Source organism: Pseudophaeobacter sp. A-200-2, from assembly GCF_041008815.1.
In the GTDB taxonomy this organism is placed as follows: domain Bacteria; phylum Pseudomonadota; class Alphaproteobacteria; order Rhodobacterales; family Rhodobacteraceae; genus Phycobacter; species Phycobacter gallaeciensis_A.
In genome coordinates this window covers 421,289-439,196 of the sequence record NZ_JAXGFU010000002.1, presented here as the reverse complement: position 1 = coordinate 439,196, position 17,908 = coordinate 421,289, and the positions used below count along the sequence as shown (strand labels likewise).

Below are 17,908 nucleotides of genomic sequence, written 5' to 3'. Positions count from 1 at the left end.
GCGGCAATTGAACTGAGTATCCCCCACAATTAGGCGAATGTCCCGCAATATTTGCTGTATTCTGGGCATCAGACTTTTTGCGGAACATACTGGAGCCTTCTGCATGACACACGCCCCCGCCCCCCAGAGCCCCGACACACAGCAGGATCAACTGCGGTATCGCATTGATGCAGGCACCTACGTCGATCAGGACGCCATGCGCGACCAGCTGGTTGCCACCGCCGCCCTGCCCGCAGCCGAACGTGCGGCGATCTGCGCCAATGCAGCCGCCCTGGTGCGGGATATCCGTGGCCAATCGGCCCCGGGGCTGATGGAGGTGTTCCTGGCGGAGTACGGTCTGTCGACCGATGAAGGGATCGCCCTGATGTGTCTAGCGGAGGCGCTGCTGCGGGTGCCGGATGCCGATACCATCGATGCCCTGATCGAGGACAAGATCGCGCCGTCTGACTGGGGCAAACACCTCGGTCACTCCTCCTCCTCGCTGGTCAATGCCTCGACCTGGGCCCTGATGCTGACCGGCAAGGTTCTGGATGAGGCCAAGCCAAGCCCCGTGCGCGCATTGCGCGGCGCCGTCAAACGTCTGGGTGAGCCGGTGATCCGCACCGCCGTGGGCCGCGCGATGAAGGAAATGGGCCGCCAGTTCGTTCTGGGCGAAAGCATCGAAAGCGCGATGAAGCGCGCCGCTGGAATGGAGGCCAAGGGCTACACCTATTCTTACGACATGCTGGGCGAAGCCGCGCGTACCGAAGCGGACGCCTCCCGCTATCACCTGTCCTATTCCAAGGCGATTTCCGCCATTGCCGTGGCCTGCGGCAGCGATGACATCCGCAAGAACCCCGGCATTTCCGTGAAACTCTCGGCGCTGCACCCGCGTTATGAACTGGCGCAGGAAGCCCGGGTGATGCAGCAACTGGTGCCGCGGCTGAAGGCGCTGGCGCTGCTGGCCAAGGCCGCAGGTATGGGGCTGAACGTCGATGCGGAAGAGGCTGACCGCCTGTCGCTGTCGCTGGAGGTGATCGAAGCGGTGGTGTCGGATCCGGCGCTGGCAGGCTGGGACGGTTTTGGCGTCGTGGTGCAGGCCTATGGGCCGCGCACCGGGCTGGCGATTGATGCGCTTTACCAGATGGCCGAAAAATACGACCGCCGGTTTATGGTGCGGCTGGTCAAAGGCGCCTATTGGGACACCGAGATCAAGCGCGCCCAGGTCGAAGGCATCGACGGCTTCCCGGTCTACACCAACAAATCCCTGACCGATGTGTCCTATATCGCCAATGCCCGCAAACTGCTGGGCATGACGGACCGCATCTATCCGCAATTTGCCACCCACAACGCCCATACGGTCAGCGCCATCCTGCATATGGCCAGCGACAGTAGTGTCTACGAATTCCAGCGCCTGCACGGCATGGGCGAAACCCTGCACCAGATGGTCAAGGAGCAGAACGGCACCAACTGCCGGATCTACGCGCCCGTTGGAGCGCACCGTGATCTGCTGGCCTATCTGGTGCGGCGTCTGCTGGAAAACGGTGCCAACAGCTCTTTTGTGAACCAGATCGTGGATGAGAACGTCCCGCCCGAGGTGGTGGCCGCCGATCCCTTCGATGCGGTTGCCGATGTCAGCCGCAGCATCCCCACTGGCCCCGAGATGTTTGCGCCCGAGCGCAGCAACTCCATGGGGTTTGATCTGGGCCACGCGCCGACGCTGGCTGCCATCGAAGCCGCCCGTGCACCCTGGCGCGACCACCAATGGCAGGCAGGTCCCCTGCTGGCAGGCACAGCCGCACCGGATGCCGCCGAGGATGTGACCAATCCCTCGGATCTGACGCCAGTGGGACAGCTCACCCCATCGAGCGTGGCGGATATCGAAACGGCGCTCGCATCCGCCCGGCCCTGGAACGCCTCTGCTGCGGATCGGGCGGCGACCCTCAACAAGGCTGCAGATCTGTACGAGGCAAACTACGGCGAACTCTTCGCGCTGCTGGCACGGGAGGCGGGTAAATCCATCCCCGATGCCGTGGCCGAACTGCGCGAAGCGGTGGACTTCCTGCGCTACTACGCCGCCCGCATTCCGGATGCTGCGCCAGCCGGGATCTTCACCTGCATTTCGCCCTGGAATTTCCCGCTCGCGATCTTCTCGGGGCAGGTCTCTGCCGCGCTGGCTGCTGGCAACGCCGTTCTGGCCAAACCGGCCGAGCAGACGCCGCTGATCGCTCAACGCGCCGTGCAGCTGCTGCATGAGGCAGGCGTTCCGCGGTCCGCCCTGCAACTGGTGCCCGGTCCCGGCTCGCGCGTTGGTGCGGCCCTAACCTCGGACCCGCGCGTTGGCGGCGTGGCCTTTACCGGCTCAACCGCAACAGCCCTGCGTATCCGCCGCGCCATGGCGGCAAACCTGAAACCCGGCGCGCCGCTGATCGCGGAGACCGGCGGGCTGAACGCGATGATCGTGGATTCCACTGCGCTGCCGGAACAGGCCGTGCAATCGATCCTCGAAAGCGCCTTTCAATCCGCAGGCCAGCGCTGCAGTGCCCTGCGCTGCCTCTATGTGCAGGAAGACATCGCGGATGATTTCCTGAAGATGCTGAAAGGCGCGATGGACACGCTGACCCTTGGCGACCCCTGGCATCTGTCCACCGACAGCGGCCCGGTCATCGACGCAACCGCACGCGCGGGCATTCTGGCCCATATCGACGCCGCGCGCGCCGAAGGCCGGGTGATAAAAGAGATGCAGACACCGCAGGGCGGCACCTTTGTGGCACCGACCCTGATCGAGGTACCCGGCATCGCCGCGCTGGAGCAGGAAATCTTTGGCCCGGTGCTGCATGTGGCGCGTTTCAAATCGCGGGATCTGGACAGGGTGATCGCCGAGATCAACGGCACCGGTTATGGTCTGACCTTTGGCCTGCACACCCGGATCGATGACAGGGTGCAGCACGTTTGCGACCGGATCCACGCGGGCAATATCTACGTCAACCGCAACCAGATCGGCGCCATTGTCGGCAGCCAGCCCTTTGGCGGCGAAGGCCTGTCCGGCACCGGCCCCAAGGCGGGTGGCCCCTTCTACCTGTCGCGCTTCTGCGCGCCGGATCGTCAAAACAGCGCAGAGACCTGGTCAGGCGCTGCAGGCCAGCTGCCCGGCGCAATTGGGACGGCGACGGCGCCCGTCAACACCTCTCTGCCCGGGCCGACCGGCGAATCCAACCGGTTGACCGTCACCGCCCGCCCGCCGCTTGTGTGCATGGGGCCGGGGGCCAAGGCTGCCGCCGCACAGGCCAAGGCGGTCATGCAGCTTGGCGGCACCGCCATTCAGGCGAACGGCATGCTCGACCTGCAGCAGCTTGTGAACCTTCAGGACATCGCGGGTGTTCTGTGGTGGGGCGATGAGGACGCCGGTCGCCAGATCGAAGAGACCCTCGCCAAACGGGACGGCCCCATCGTACCGCTGATCCCCGGACAGCCCGACCGTGCCCGGGTCCTGGCCGAGCGCCACGTCTGCGTCGATACGACGGCCGCCGGCGGCAACGCCGCGCTGCTGGGCGGCAGCGCCTGACGGTCAAGATCCGGCAACAGCTCCGCCCGATAACTGCTTGACGCTGGGCCGAAACCGGCCCAGCGTTCCCGCATGTTTCCGCTGCGTGATCACAATCCATCCGGGCGCACGCCCTATGTCGTCTACCTGCTGATGGCAGTGAATATCGCGGTGTTTCTATATGCCGTGACCACCTACACCAGCCCCCGGCTGATGGCAGGCTTCTACTATACCTACGGCATCGTTCCGGCTGAACTCTCCTACGGTCGCCATCTCAGCAGCTTGTTCACCTCGATGTTCCTGCACGCGGGTTTCATGCATCTGGCCGGGAATATGCTGTTCCTTTGGATTTTCGGCGACAACCTCGAAGACGAGATGGGCCACCTGCCGTTTCTGGGTTTCTACCTATTGGCAGGGCTTGGCGCCGGACTGATCCACGTGATGGCAGGCCCAATGTCCAACGTGCCCACGGTCGGGGCATCCGGTGCGATTGCCGGGGTCATGGGGGGCTACCTTCTGATGTTTCCAAAGGCGCGGGTGGATATCCTTCTGGTGCTCATCATCTATTTCCGGGTCTTTTCGATCCCTGCCTTCATCATGCTGGGGGGCTGGCTGGCGCTGCAATTCATCGGCGGGCTTGGCGCTGATCCCAACACCGGCGGGGTCGCCTATTGGGCGCATACGGGCGGTTTCGTCGTTGGCATGGCGCTCTGCCTGCCCCTGTGGATGAAACGCGGCGGCCCTGTGTTCTGGAACCGTACCCATGGTCGCCCCGATCATCCTGATACCCATTACACCTATAGCCCGAGCCGCATTCCCCGCCTGCCCCGCAAGAGCCGCCATCCGCATTCAAGGCCGGGTCCTTGGGGCAAATAACCAAATCCCGCGCAGGTGGATAAATGAAGAAGCGCGCGCAACCGCTGGGATTGCACGCGCTTCTTCATGTGGAATTCTTGTGGACGTCCTGGGGATAACCCCGGCACCCCTGTCTTGGGATCAGCCCCGGATCACTTTCGCAAAGGCTTCGAACATCGGCTCGTTCGCGCAGACGACTTCGCCGGATTCGAGAATGCTCTCCTCGGGGTCCAGCGCCTCGATCAACCCGCCGGCCTCTTTGACGATGATGATGCCAGCCGCCATGTCCCAGGCGTTCAGGCGACGTTCCCAGAACCCTTCGTAGCGGCCAGCCGCCACATAGGCCATGTCCAGCGCCGCAGCGCCCCAGCGGCGCACACCGGCGCAGGCGGGCATCAGCCGCGCCAGATCCTGCAGGGTCGCAGGCAGATCCGAGCGGCCACCAAACGGCAAACCGGTTGCAAAAATGGATTCGATCATCCGGTGACGGCCCGACACCCGGATGCGGGTGTCGTTCATCCAGGCACCGGCGCCCTTTTCGGCAAAGAACATCTCGTCCTTGGCGGCATCATAGATCACCCCGGCCACGATCTTGCCCTTGTGCTCAAGCGCGATCGAAATGGCCCAATGCGGCAGGCCATGCAGGAAGTTGGTGGTGCCATCCAGCGGATCCACGATCCAGCGGCGGGTGGGATCCTCGCCGGGGGTCTCTCCGCCCTCTTCGGCCAGCCAGCCATAGGTCGGGCGCGCGCCCATCAGTTCATCCTTGAGGATCTTTTCCGCGGCGATATCCGCCCGGGACACAAAGTCACCCGCGCCTTTCATCGAGACCTGAAGGTTCTCAACCTCGCGAAAGTCTTTCACGAGGGAGCGGCCTGCCTTGCGGGCGGCCTTGATCATCACATTAAGGTTCGCGCTGCCAATCATATCTGCAGACTCCTGTGTCGGTCGGGGAGATGCCGGTCAAACCGTGCCTATACGCGCCCTGCCCCTTCTTGCCAAGAGCCAATACCCTGCAATTCCGGGACAGCGCCTTTGCCTTCTTTGCCGTCGGGTTATTTTCGAGGATGGTTGCATTCCGCAAAACTGAACTACACAGTTCAGATAAGCCGCATCGCCCCAGTGAGACACAGGTGAGACGGACAGTGACACAATGGATAGGGAGATCCAAATGACCGAACAGATGCAGCGTATCGTGCTGGCCAGCCGCCCGGACGGCGAGCCCACGGATGACAATTTCCGCCTTGAAACCGTTGACCTGCCGCAGCCCGGCGAGGGCGAAGTGCTTGTTAAATCGCACTATATGTCGCTGGACCCCTATATGCGTGGCCGCATGGACGATGCCAAATCCTATGCCGCGCCGGTGCCTATCGGCGGCACCATGGAGGCCGGCGCCGTGGGTGAGGTCATCGCGTCGAACAGCCCGCACTTCAAACCGGGCGATTTCGCCTTTGGCATGCTAGGTTGGGCCAGCCACGGCTGCCTGCCAGCCAAGGAACTGCGCAAGCTGGATCCGGCGCAGGGTCCGATCACTGCAGCGCTTGGCGTGCTGGGCATGCCCGGTTTTACCGGATGGCATGGCTTGACCGCCTATGGCCGACCTGAAGCGGGCGAAACCCTGGTGGTGGCCGCCGCTACCGGTCCCGTTGGTTCAATGGTCGGACAACTGGCCAAACTGGCAGGCCTGCGCGTTGTCGGCATCGCGGGCGGCGCCGACAAATGCAAACTGGCGACCGAGACCTTCGGCTTTGACGCCTGCCTGGATCACCGTGCCTATGCGGATGCGAAATCCCTGCGCAAGGATCTGGCCGAGGCCTGCCCCAAGGGCATCGACATTTATTTCGAAAACGTCGGCGGCAAGGTGCTGGAGGCGGTGCTGCCGCTGATGAACCCGCATGGACGTATCCCGATCTGCGGCATGATCGCCTGGTACAACGCCGGCGGTCTGGGCGCAGGCGCATCGGATGTGGCGCTGACCGGGCCGAACATCTGGCGCAATATCCTGGTGAAATTCCTGTCGGTGAACGGCTTCATCATCTCGAATCATTTCGACCGCTACCCGGAGTTCCTGAAAGAAGTCGCGCCCAAGGTTGCCTCGGGTGAGATCCGCTTCCTTGAGGACATCGCCACTGGTCTGGAAAACGCCCCCGAGGCGTTCCGGTCGCTGCTAAAGGGCGGCAATACTGGCAAGCAGATCGTCAAACTGATCTGACCGCCTGTTTACGTCCAAGAAACCGCCCCCGCCGAGATCAGCCCGGCGGGGGCACTGCCAAACGCTTTATTGCTGCTGAAGCTTGCGCGCCTCGACCTTGGCCAGGCGGATCAGCTCTTGCATATAGGGCTTTTCGCGGTCCTCGCTGCGCACCGCAGCATAAAGCCTGCGGGTAATCCCCTCTGCGGTCAGCGGCCGGGTCACATAGTCCGAGGAATACTTGACCTCGCGCACCACCCAATCTGGCAGAACAGACACCCCCCGGTTCGACGCCACCAGCAAGAGGATCACGGCAGTCAACTCGACCTGACGGATAGACGCAGGCTCGACCCCCGCCGGTGTCAGGAGCTGGCTGAACACATCCAGACGGGATTTTTCCACCGGATAGGTGATCAGCGTCTGATCCCGGAAATCCTCAGCCTCGATATAGGGTTTTGCCGCCAGCGGGTTCTGCGATGAGGCGACAAAGACCGGTCGGTAATCAAACAACTCGATGAATTCGACGCCCGGCAGCGTATCCGGGTCGGAGGAGACCACCAGATCCACCTCTTCCTTTTGCAGCGCGGGCAGTGCGTCAAAGGCGAGGCCCGGGCGGATATCCACATCCACGTCCGACCAGCTTTTGCGAAAGGCCTCAAGCACGGGGAACAGCCATTCGAAACAGGCATGGCATTCGATGGCGATATGCATCCGCCCGGCGTGACCCTCGCGCAGGTTGGAAAACTCGGCCTGTGCGGCCTCGACCTGCGGCAGCACCTGTTCGGCCAAACGCAATAGCCGCAGCCCGGCAGGCGACAATTTCATCGGCTTGGAGCGGCGCAGGAACAACTCCACCCCCGCTTGTTCCTCCAGCCCCTTGATCTGATGGCTGAGCGCGCTTTGCGTGATGTTCAGCTGCTCGGCCGCGCGGGCCAGACCGCCGGCTTCGTGGATGGCCTTGATCGTGCGCAGATGGCGGAATTCGATGTGCATTCTATCGCGTCGCTCATGTTGTTCTTGAGAATTATGAGTTTGTCTCACAATGCTGCGTGTGCAACAAGAGGTCAAATCAGTCGGAGATCCCCTAATGAAGACCCCTGACATCTCGTTCGAGTTCTTTCCGCCGCAGTCGCTTGAGGCTTCTTTCCGCCTTTGGGACACGGTTCAGGTTCTGGCACCGCTGGACCCGCGTTTTGTATCTGTCACCTATGGCGCCGGTGGCACCACCCGCGATCTGACCCGCGATGCGGTGGCGACGCTGCACAAATCCTCGGGCCTTAATGTGGCCGCGCACCTGACCTGCGTGCAGGCGACCAAGGCCGAAACGATGGAGATCGCGGACCGCTTTGCCGAGGCAGGCGTGTCTGAAATCGTTGCCCTGCGCGGGGACCCTCCCAAGGGCGAAGGCAAGTTCACCCCGCACCCCGACGGGTTCGCCAATTCGGTTGAACTGATCGAGGCCCTGGCGGACACCGGAAAATTCACCGTGCGTGTCGGCGCCTACCCCGACCAGCACCCCGATGCCGCAACCGCCCAGGCCGATGTCGACTGGCTGAAGCGCAAGCTGGACGCAGGCGCGGACGAAGCGTTGACCCAGTTCTTCTTTGAACCCGAAACCTTCTTCCGCTTCCGCGATGCCTGCGAAAAGGCGGGCATTGACGGCTCGAAACTGACGCCGGGCATTCTGCCGATCGAGAACTGGAAAGGCGCCCGCAATTTCGCCCGCCGCTGCGGCACCAAGATCCCCGCCTGGGTCGAGGATGCCTTTGAAAAGGCGCTGCGCGATGACCGCGCTGATCTGCTGGCCACCGCGATGTGCAGCGAGCTCTGCACCGAGTTGCTGGAAGGCGGCGTCGAGAAGCTGCATTTCTACACGCTGAACCGTCCCGAGCTGACCCGCGATGTCTGTTTCGCCCTTGGCATCACGCCCAAGGTCTCGCTCGAGAACGTGGCGTAAGACTTGCTGGCGCCGTAAGCCGCGCCTAGCCTCATTCCAAAATGGAACTCTGATTGCCCGGCCTTGGCGCCGGGCACTTCAATTGGATGGGGCATCTCTTTCATGTTCATTGCAAAATCGCCTGCGGACCTGCTGTCGATGTCGGAAATTACCCAGCTTTCGGGCCTTGAATTCATGCAAGGTATTCTGGATGGCAAACTGCCCGGCCCGCCCATCGGTGCGCAGCTGGGCTATGCTCTGCACGAGGTTGGCGACGGCCGCATTGTCTTCCGTGGCACGCCAGAGTTTTCCATGACCAACCCCATGGGCACCGTTCATGGCGGCTGGTACGGTACGCTCTTGGACAGCGCCATGGCCTGCGCGGTGATGACCCGCGTGCCCAAGGGATCCGCCTATACGACGCTGGAATACAAGATCAACATCCTGCGCTCAATTCCACTGGGCGTCACAGTGGATTGCATCGGCGTCACCGATCATGTCGGCCGCTCCACTGGCGTGGCCCACGGCGAAATCCGTGGCGTCGAAGATGGTAAGCTTTACGCGACAGGTTCAACCACCTGCATCGTGATGAAACTGCCCGATCCGAAAGGCTGATCAACCCGCCGCGCGCCTCAGCGTGCTGCGCGCGAGGGCCAGAACAGGCGCCAGGCCGAGCGCTTTTCCTTGATCACAAAACCCTTAGCACTGCTGTGCAGACGCTCGCTCGGGTCCTTGCCCACCGGACGGCGACTGCGCAGCAAGAAGATCTTACCCCAGCCGCGCCAGGTGCCGACCGATGGCGCGCCGGGATCCACCGGGAACCGCATGCGCCAATCCTGCGGCAACGGCAATCCGCAATCCTCGGCCTTTTCCAGCATCCAGACCAGCGACAGGTTCGCGAGCGGCCGCGCCGCCTCAAAACCGCCAAGCTGCCCGCCCACATCCCCATGGGCGCCGCGGAACCACATCTGCTCCACCCGGCCGTTGAACCCGTCGGGACAGGACCACAGCACCGGAGCAAAGACGTCGCGGGTCTCCTCCAGCGCCAGCGCATGATAGCCATTCTTCACATGCGGGCCCAATTCATCATTGTGAAAGCCATGCGGGTCCTTGGACCAGCGCCACAGCACCGGCAGACGAAAGCCCAGCGCCTTGACCGTGTCCCAGACGCCGATCATTTCGATCTGGGTTTCAGCGTGGCAATAGGCATCGTGAAAGGCGCGCGCGATCTCCGCGTCCTGCCCCTGCTGGTAATGGCGGTAGGCAGTGCGGATATTGCGTTCGGTGGCGTGTTCGGGCCGCAGCAGGCCCACCTCGCCGATCACACCAGCCAATGAGCGTACCGCATAGGCCCCGCGGCTGTATCCGATCAGGAAGATACTGTCGCCAGGTCGGTAGCGCGAGGCGAGATAGCCATAGGCACGACGGATCTGCCGGTTGATCCCAGTGCCCACCATGACATCCCGTGCACTGGACCAGCCAGTCCATTGCACACCGGTTTCGTAGAATACGGAAACTTCCGGGCCGACCTCCTTGCACAGAAGGTAAGTCTGCCCGGCATGGGATTCATGGCCCGGCCGCAGCGAGGTCATGGTCCCGTCCAGAATGATCACATGGGCCTGCGGCCCGCGCAGCGCGGTCTCGGCGGAATGCTCGGACCGCAAAGGCCGTCCGAGCCATCCAAAGACACGTTTACTCAGCTGCGACAGAGACATCCCTTAGCACTTCCCATAGTTTCAACGGCGTGAACGGCATGTCCATCTGGTGCACACCGCGTGCCCAGACCGCATCCTGCACCGCATTGGCGACCGCCGCCATGGCGCCCACGGTTCCGGCCTCGCCGCAGCCCTTCATCCCCATCGGGTTCTGGGTCGAGGGTACGGCCTCGGTCGCAAAGCCGATCATCGGCATATCTGACGCCCGCGGCATGGCATAGTCCATGAACGTTGCCGTGAGCAGCTGCCCCTCTTCGTCATAGACCACATGTTCCAGCATGGCCTGGCCCAGCCCTTGCGCAACACCGCCGTGCACCTGCCCTTCGGCCAGCGCCGGGTTGATCAGGTTACCAAAGTCATCCACCACGGTATAGCGGTCAACCTCGGACGCGCCGGTTTCCGGATCGATCACCACTTCGCAGATATGAGCCCCGTTCGGGAACGAGCGCCCCGGCAGCGTGGCCCGCGCCGAGTGACGCAGCAAGTCGGTCCGGCCCTGCGCGCGGGCCATCTCGGCCGCTTCAAGAACGGTCGGGGTAACGTTAGATCCCGGCGCGCGGAAGGTTTCACCATCAAATTCGAGTGCGTCTTCCTCGACGCCCATTTCATCGGCGAGGAAAGGCGTGAAGGCCGCGACCATCGCATCGACGGTGGCAAGGGTGGCATTGGCCTGCGTGGTGACCGAGCGCGACCCGCCGGTGCCGCCGCCTTTGGCGATCAGGTCACTGTCGCCCTGCACCACGTGGATCTGGTCTGCGGGAATGCCAGTCTGATCGGCAAGGAACTGGGCATAAACGGTTTCATGCCCCTGTCCGTTGCTTTGCGTGCCGACATAGATATTCACCCGGCCGTCCTCCAGAAACTCCACTTCCGCGCCTTCCGAAGGATCACCCAAAATGCTTTCGATATAGTAACACAGGCCGACGCCCCGCAGTTTGCCCGATGCTGCATCTGCAGCCTTGCGGGCCGGATAGCCTGCCATATCAGCCTCTTCCGCGGCGCGGCTCAGCACCCGGTTGAAATCGCCGACATCATAGCTTTCACCAGTTACGGTGGCATAAGGAAAGGCTGCCGGGGCGATGAAATTGCGGCGCCGCAGCTCCCAGGGATCAACGCCAAGTTCACGCGCGGCCCGGTCCATCACCCGCTCCAGCACATAAATCGCCTCGGGGCGGCCGGCGCCGCGATAGGCATCAACCTGGGTGGTGTTGGTATAGATCCCTTCGACACGCAACCAGGCGGTCTGGATGTCATAGACCCCGGCCAGAACGCGGCTGAACAGGGTCGTCTGGATGATCTGACCAAAAGGCGCGTTGTAGGCGCCAAGGTTGCAACGGGTGTTCACCCGATAGGCGGTGATCTTCAGATCCGCATCAAAGGCCAGTTCCGCCAGCGAGGTCAGATCGCGCCCACCATTGTCCGACAGCATCGATTCCGTGCGGTCCCCAACCCAAAGCACCGGTCGCCCCAGAACCTTCGCCGCATGGGCGACAGCATAATATTCCGGATAGGGCTGCGATTTCATGCCAAAGCCACCGCCCACATCCGGGGTCACCACATGTACCTGTTCTTCTTCAAGGCGCAGTTTCTTGGCGAGGTTGGATTTGACGCCCCAGACGCCCTGCCCGCCAAAGGTGAAATGCAGACGGTCGTCCTGCCATTCGGCGAAACAGCCACGCGGCTCCATCGAGTTGACGATGATCCGGTTGTCCTCAACCTGCAGCGCCACGGTATGGGCGGCCTCGGCAAAGGCAGCCTCGGTTGCGGCCTCATCGCCCATGCCCCAGTCAAAGCCGAGGTTGTCCGGCACATCCGGGTGCAGCGGCTCACCGCCCGGCGCGATGTCCATTTTCACCGGCAGGTCGTCGATTTCCAGCTCGATCAATTCTCCGGCATCACGGGCCTGATCCATGGTTTCGGCCACAACAACCGCCACAGGTTCGCCCACATGACGCACGCGATCATGGGCCAGCATCGGCCGATGCGGTGCCGCCGCGCCCGATCCGTCGCGATTCTTGATCAGAATGCCATCGATTCCGGTGTCATAGCCCGCCTCCTGATAGTCGGCGTAAGTCACCACCATCTGTACGCCGTCGGCGGCGCGGGCATCTTCGACGTCCAGACGGGTGATCGTGCCATGCGCCACAGGACTGCGCAGAACCCAGCAGCGCAAGGCGCCCTGGGGCGCAGAATCCTCGATATAGCGGCCGTGTCCCGTCAGGAACCGGACATCCTCGACCCGTTTCACCGGCTGGCTTTTTCCGAACTTTTCCATGCTCATCCCCTTCGCGCGCTCAGTGCTGCTTTGGGGCCGACATTAGCCTCGCGTGCCAGCTTGTCCAGAGAGCTCGATCACGGTGGCCACATCCGAAAGGCCATAGCCATTGAATTGCGTGCTCATGGCGGAAGAATAAGCACCAAGCCCGGGGAACAGCACATAATCGCCTGTCACGCTGTCTTCGGGCAGCGGCAGACCATCCGGCAGACGGTCCAGACTGTCGCAGGTCGGGCCGAACACGATGCGCGGCTTGCGCGGCGCCGACCGGTGCTGCCCCTCGGCGCTGACCACGGTCACGCGCCCGGGCAAACCCATGTCGCGGATGTCGACCAGCCCGCCATAGATCCCATCGTTGAGGTAGACCACGCCGCCGCCCTGGCGGAGGCCTTTGATGCGGGCGGCAAGGGTAAAGGCCTCAGACACCATCGCCCGGCCCGGCTCGCAGATCAGCTCTGGCGCGGCGTCACCAAAGGCATCGCACACAGCAGTCCCAATGGCGGAAAACACCGTCTCAAGATCCGGCGCCACGCCATCGCGGTTGGCGGCAAAGCCACCGCCGACGTTCAGTCGCGCCACCTTTACCCCGGCGGCATCGACGATCCGGCGTGCGGCGTGGATATATTCGACCCAAGCCGAGGCATCCTCGCATTGGGTGCCGGGATGAAAACACAGAGCCGGTGTCCAGCCTTCTGCCGCCACCCTTTGCAGCAGCGCGATCGCCTCTTCCGGGGCGGCACCGAACTTGCTGCCAAAATCATAGGCTGCGCCCTCGACCGGCAAGGCAAAGCGCACCGCGATCTCGCAGGTGCGCGGCACATCGGCCAGCTTGTCCAGCTCGCTTGCCTCATCCACCGACCAGCTGGCCACGCCGTGGGCAATACCTGCGGCGATTTCCACATCCGAGCGCACCGGGTTATTGTAATGCATCACAGCATCCGCACTGGCCGCGCGCACCGCCTCCATTTCCGCTGGCGAGGCCACATCAAAGGCCGACACGCCTGCGGCAACCAAATTGGACAGAACCGCAGGATGGGGGTTCGCCTTGACTGCATAGGTCACCAGCCCCGGAAAGCCGGTCAGGAACCGGTCCGCCACCGCGTGCAGCACCCGCGGCGAGAAATAGAGGATGGGATGATCCGGCTGCCGCCGCGCAAGATGCGTTTCGGGGTCAAGCCAGAGCGGAGGAATATGCTGCATAAGATCAAAGCCTTGTTGGACGGACTGCGTGCCGATTGACGGTTTTCTTACATTTTCGCCCAGTAGCGCGTCGATTTCCCCCGTCACTATTGATATTATGACGGAAATTTCCGTCATTATGGCGCACACAAAATGCAGATAGACGAAACAGACCAGCGACTTCTGGCGCTTTTGCGCGACAATGCCCGCCGCCCGGTGGCCGAACTGGCGCGTCACCTCAATCTTGCGCGCACCACCGTTCAAACCCGGATCGAACGGCTGGAAACGCTGGGCGTTATCGCCGGGTACACGCTGAAAATCTCCCCTGCAGTGCGCCCGCCCTTACAGGCGACAGTGCTGATCTCCATCGAACCCCGCAGCGGCCCCGAGGTTCTGGCCCGTCTGCGCAGCCTTCCGGGGGTCGAAGTGGTGCATACGACCTCGGGCCGGTTCGACCTGTTGGCGCAGGTCGTGGCGCAAACCACGGATGAACTGGATGAAACCATCGACCGCATTGGCGAGGCGCGCGGCGTGCGTTCGTCGGAAAGCCTGATCCACCTGTCGACCAAACTGGACCGCAGCGGCAGCCGGGGCTAGGCGCCGCGCCCATCCTTCAACACCGGTGAAAAAGGAATTTACGGGGTACCAAAAGTAGTGCGCCCGGCCGACTTTGCGGGCATCCGCATCAAAGTCTGGCCGGGCGTCTCGTGAATGGCGGACCGAGGGGAGGACCCGCTGTTCTCTTCATAAACCACCTTAGCGGCTCAGAGTTAAACCACCGTTACCGCCCCGCGCGTTGACGGCGCCAAAACCCGCATTACTCCCCCCGCCTGCCTTATTTTCCTGCCCGCCTTGGCACTTTCCCTTTGCCGCCCCGTTCTATATGGGAGAACGCGACGAAAAATGACACGCACGCAGGACCAAACCGATGGCGATGGAAAAGACATTCAACGCAGCCGAAGCCGAAAGCCGTCTTTACGCGGCCTGGGAAGAGGCGGGCTGTTTCAAGGCAGGCGCAAACGCGAAGCCCGAGGCTTCCACCTATTGCATCATGATCCCGCCCCCCAATGTCACCGGCGTCCTGCACATGGGCCATGCTTTCAACAACACGCTGCAGGACATCCTGATCCGCTGGAAACGCATGCAGGGCTTTGACACCCTGTGGCAGCCTGGACAGGACCACGCCGGCATCGCCACCCAGATGGTTGTGGAACGCGAACTGGCGAAGAACCAGCAGCCCTCCCGCGCCGAACTCGGCCGGGAAAAGTTCCTGGAAAAGGTCTGGGACTGGAAAAGCCAGTCCGGCGGCACCATCGTCAACCAGCTGAAACGCCTCGGCGCCTCCTGTGACTGGTCGCGCAACGCCTTCACCATGTCAGGCGCCCCCGGTGCCCCGGAAGGCGAAGAGGGCAACTTCCACGATGCCGTGATCAAGGTCTTCGTGGAGATGTTCAACAAGGGCCTGATCTACCGCGGCAAGCGGCTGGTGAACTGGGACCCGCATTTTGAGACCGCGATTTCCGACCTTGAGGTGGAGAATATCGAGGTTGCGGGCCACATGTGGCACTTCAAATACCCTCTCGCGGGCGGTGCAACCTATACCTACGTCGAAAAGGACGAGGACGGGAATGTCACGCTTGAGGAAGAGCGCGATTACATCTCCATCGCCACTACCCGCCCTGAAACAATGCTGGGCGATGGCGCCGTGGCCGTGCACCCCGATGACGCGCGCTATGCCCCCATCGTAGGCAAGCTGGTCGAGATCCCAGTGGGCCCCAAGGAACACCGCCGCCTGATCCCGATCATCACCGATGAATACCCCGACCCCGACTTCGGCTCGGGTGCGGTGAAGATCACCGGCGCACATGATTTCAACGACTACCAAGTGGCCAAGCGCGGCGGTATCCCGATGTACCGCCTGATGGACACCAAGGGCGCGATGCGTGCCGATGGTGCGCCTTACGAAGAGGCCGCAACCACGGCCATGGCCGTCGCCAAGGGCGAACAGACCCTTTCGGAGGCCGAAGCCGACGCTATCAACCTAGTGCCTGAGGACCTTCGCGGTCTGGACCGCTTTGAGGCCCGCAAGGCCGTTGTTCAGCAGATCACCGACGAAGGTCTCGCCGTGATGGTGAAAGAGGCCAAGACGGACGACGAGGGCAACCTGGTCGAAACCATGGTGCCGCTGGTCGAGAACAAGCCGATCATGCAGCCCTTTGGCGACCGCTCCAAGGTGGTGATCGAACCGATGCTGACCGACCAGTGGTTCGTGGACGCTGAAAAGGTCGTCGGCCCGGCGCTGGAGGCCGTGAAGGACGGCACCGTCAGGATCCTGCCGGAATCGGGTGAGAAGACCTATTACCACTGGCTGGAAAACATCGAACCCTGGTGCATCTCGCGCCAGCTGTGGTGGGGCCACCAGATCCCGGTCTGGTACGGCTTTGACCTCTCCGGTGAAGGGTTCACCGACGATGAAGGCGATGGCGCGCTTGATCTGGTCGAAAGCCTGCGCCTGATGTGGGAGCAGAAGCTGCTGATCGGCGAAGAGCCGCGTCATTGCGCCGCTGATTTCGACAGCGTCAAACCGCAATTCGACGACATTCTGGTTGGCCTGCCGACGCCGCTGAACCACGCGCAGGTGGTTGAAGTCGAAACCCGCGCCGATGCGGTCAAGGCCTTTGCCGCCGCGCTGGCCGAGTATGAGACCACGCAGGATCCGACCAAACTGGTCTACCCGGTCTGGCGTGACCCCGATGTGCTCGACACCTGGTTCTCTTCCGGTCTGTGGCCAATCGGCACGCTGGGCTGGCCTGAACAGACCGAGGAACTGGGCAAATACTTCCCGACCTCGACGCTGGTCACCGGGCAGGACATCCTGTTCTTCTGGGTTGCCCGCATGATGATGATGCAGCTGGCCGTCGTGGATCAGATCCCGTTCGACACTGTTTACCTCCATGGCCTTGTGCGTGATGCCAAGGGCAAGAAGATGTCGAAATCCACCGGCAACGTCATCGACCCGCTGGATATCATTGACGAATACGGCGCCGATGCGCTGCGTTTCACCAATGCGGCGATGGCGAGCCTCGGCGGGGTGCTGAAGCTCGATATGCAGCGGATCGCCGGCTACCGGAACTTTGGCACCAAGCTGTGGAACGCCATCCGCTTTGCCGAGATGAACGAGGTCTTCGCCGATGCGGTGCCGCAGACCGATGTGGCCGATCTGAAGCCCGCGCAGGCCGTCAACGCCTGGATCATCGGCGAAACCGCCCGCGTGCGTGAGGAAGTGGACGCGGCGCTTGAGGCCTATCGTTTCAACGATGCGGCGCAGGCGCTTTACGCCTTTGTCTGGGGCAAGGTCTGCGACTGGTATGTGGAGCTGTCCAAGCCATTGTTGCAGGGTGAAGACGCCGCAGCCCAGGCCGAGACCCGCGAGACCATGCGCTGGGTCATGGATCAGTGTCTGATCCTTCTGCACCCGATCATGCCCTTCATCACCGAAGAGCTGTGGGGCCAGACCGGAACCCGTGCCAAGATGCTGGTGCATGCTGATTGGCCCGCCTACGCCGCAGCTGACCTGGTCAATACCGAGGCCGACCGGGAGATCAACTGGGTGATCTCGGTCATCGAGAACACCCGCTCTGCCCGCGCCCAGATGCATGTGCCTGCGGGCCTCAAGGTCGCCATGTTGGTGACCGAGATCGACGAGGCCGCCCAGACCGCATGGGACCGCAACGAGGCGCTGATCAAACGCCTTGCGCGGATCGACAGCCTGACCAAGGTCGACAGCCTGCCGAAGGGCTGTGTCTCGATCTCGGCGCCCGGCGCTTCCTTCGGCCTGCCGCTCGCCGATATCATCGACATCGACGAGGAAAAGGCACGCCTTGAGAAAACCCTTGGCAAACTGGCCAAGGAACTTGGCGGCCTGCGCGGCCGGTTGAACAATCCGAAGTTCGTGGCCTCCGCCCCCGATGAGGTGGTGGAAGAAGCGCGCGAGAACCTTGCCGCCCGCGAAGAGGAAGAAACCAAGATCAAAGAGGCGCTTGCCCGCCTTTCTGAACTCGGCTGACATACCCCTTGAAGCCGCCCGCGCAAAACGGGCGGCTTTCACTAGGCGCAACCCCGTTATTTAACGAATTTTTTAGATTTTCCGGAACCGAACGGGGAAATTCAGGCCAAGGCGGCCATTGTTTTTGTGTCGCTTCTGTTTCAGCTTATCAAAAAGACAAAAAGGATT

General features: G+C 62.5%; 12 protein-coding genes. 7 read left to right on the top strand and 5 right to left on the bottom strand.

Annotation, left to right across the window (positions count from 1 at the left end):
- Positions 1-103 precede the first annotated feature (103 nt).
- Together putA and SM766_RS04705 are read left to right on the top strand one after the other, a co-directional pair.
- Positions 104-3,544 (top strand): bifunctional proline dehydrogenase/L-glutamate gamma-semialdehyde dehydrogenase PutA, encoded by a 3,441-nt coding sequence (gene putA, locus SM766_RS04710; RefSeq protein WP_368947082.1) that lies wholly within the window; start codon positions 104-106, stop codon positions 3,542-3,544.
- A gap of 72 nt (positions 3,545-3,616) precedes the next feature.
- Positions 3,617-4,399 carry a rhomboid family intramembrane serine protease gene (locus tag SM766_RS04705; RefSeq protein ID WP_368947081.1) on the top strand — a complete coding sequence of 261 codons (783 nt, stop codon included), beginning with the start codon at positions 3,617-3,619 and terminating at the stop codon, positions 4,397-4,399.
- A 120-nt stretch (positions 4,400-4,519) separates the two neighbouring features.
- On the opposite strand, the gene SM766_RS04700 is transcribed toward SM766_RS04705, so the two are convergent.
- Complete coding sequence (locus tag SM766_RS04700) at positions 4,520-5,305, bottom strand: inositol monophosphatase family protein (protein ID WP_065270677.1); 786 nt, start codon at positions 5,303-5,305, stop codon at positions 4,520-4,522.
- Between the two features lie 244 nt (positions 5,306-5,549).
- On the opposite strand from SM766_RS04700, the gene SM766_RS04695 reads away from it, so the two are divergent.
- Complete coding sequence (locus tag SM766_RS04695; protein ID WP_065270678.1) at positions 5,550-6,590, top strand: NADPH-dependent curcumin/dihydrocurcumin reductase; 1,041 nt, start codon at positions 5,550-5,552, stop codon at positions 6,588-6,590.
- A 66-nt stretch (positions 6,591-6,656) separates the two neighbouring features.
- Here SM766_RS04695 and SM766_RS04690 read toward each other — a convergent pair whose 3' ends face one another.
- Complete coding sequence (locus SM766_RS04690; protein ID WP_274828422.1) at positions 6,657-7,562, bottom strand: LysR family transcriptional regulator; 906 nt, start codon at positions 7,560-7,562, stop codon at positions 6,657-6,659.
- A 94-nt stretch (positions 7,563-7,656) separates the two neighbouring features.
- Here SM766_RS04690 and metF point away from each other — a divergent pair, with 94 nt between their 5' ends.
- Together metF and SM766_RS04680 are read left to right on the top strand one after the other, a co-directional pair.
- Positions 7,657-8,526, top strand: coding sequence for a methylenetetrahydrofolate reductase [NAD(P)H] (gene metF / locus SM766_RS04685; RefSeq protein WP_065270680.1), 870 nt, complete (start codon positions 7,657-7,659; stop codon positions 8,524-8,526).
- A 102-nt stretch (positions 8,527-8,628) separates the two neighbouring features.
- Entirely contained in the window at positions 8,629-9,120 is a 492-nt protein-coding gene (locus SM766_RS04680; RefSeq protein ID WP_368947080.1) for a PaaI family thioesterase, read from the top strand.
- A 17-nt stretch (positions 9,121-9,137) separates the two neighbouring features.
- Here SM766_RS04680 and SM766_RS04675 read toward each other — a convergent pair whose 3' ends face one another.
- From SM766_RS04675 to SM766_RS04665, 3 genes are read right to left on the bottom strand one after another with little or no spacing between them, the layout of a single operon-like run.
- On the bottom strand, positions 9,138-10,220 hold the full coding sequence (locus tag SM766_RS04675; protein ID WP_065270682.1) for a T6SS phospholipase effector Tle1-like catalytic domain-containing protein: 1,083 nt from the start codon (positions 10,218-10,220) through the stop codon (positions 9,138-9,140).
- A complete protein-coding gene (locus SM766_RS04670) occupies positions 10,198-12,495 on the bottom strand; it encodes a xanthine dehydrogenase family protein molybdopterin-binding subunit (RefSeq protein ID WP_368947079.1) in 2,298 nt (765 codons plus the stop codon). The genes SM766_RS04675 and SM766_RS04670 overlap by 23 nt, the downstream gene beginning before the upstream one ends.
- Before the next feature lie 42 nt (positions 12,496-12,537).
- Entirely contained in the window at positions 12,538-13,695 is a 1,158-nt protein-coding gene (locus SM766_RS04665; protein ID WP_368947078.1) for a type III PLP-dependent enzyme, read from the bottom strand.
- Positions 13,696-13,827: 132 nt separating this feature from the next.
- Between SM766_RS04665 and SM766_RS04660 the strand changes: the two genes are divergently transcribed.
- Both SM766_RS04660 and SM766_RS04655 read left to right on the top strand, forming a co-directional pair.
- Complete coding sequence (locus SM766_RS04660) at positions 13,828-14,271, top strand: Lrp/AsnC family transcriptional regulator (RefSeq protein ID WP_065270684.1); 444 nt, start codon at positions 13,828-13,830, stop codon at positions 14,269-14,271.
- A gap of 331 nt (positions 14,272-14,602) precedes the next feature.
- Positions 14,603-17,740, top strand: a complete 3,138-nt coding sequence (locus SM766_RS04655; RefSeq protein WP_368947077.1) for a valine--tRNA ligase — start codon at positions 14,603-14,605, stop codon at positions 17,738-17,740.
- Positions 17,741-17,908 lie beyond the last annotated feature (168 nt).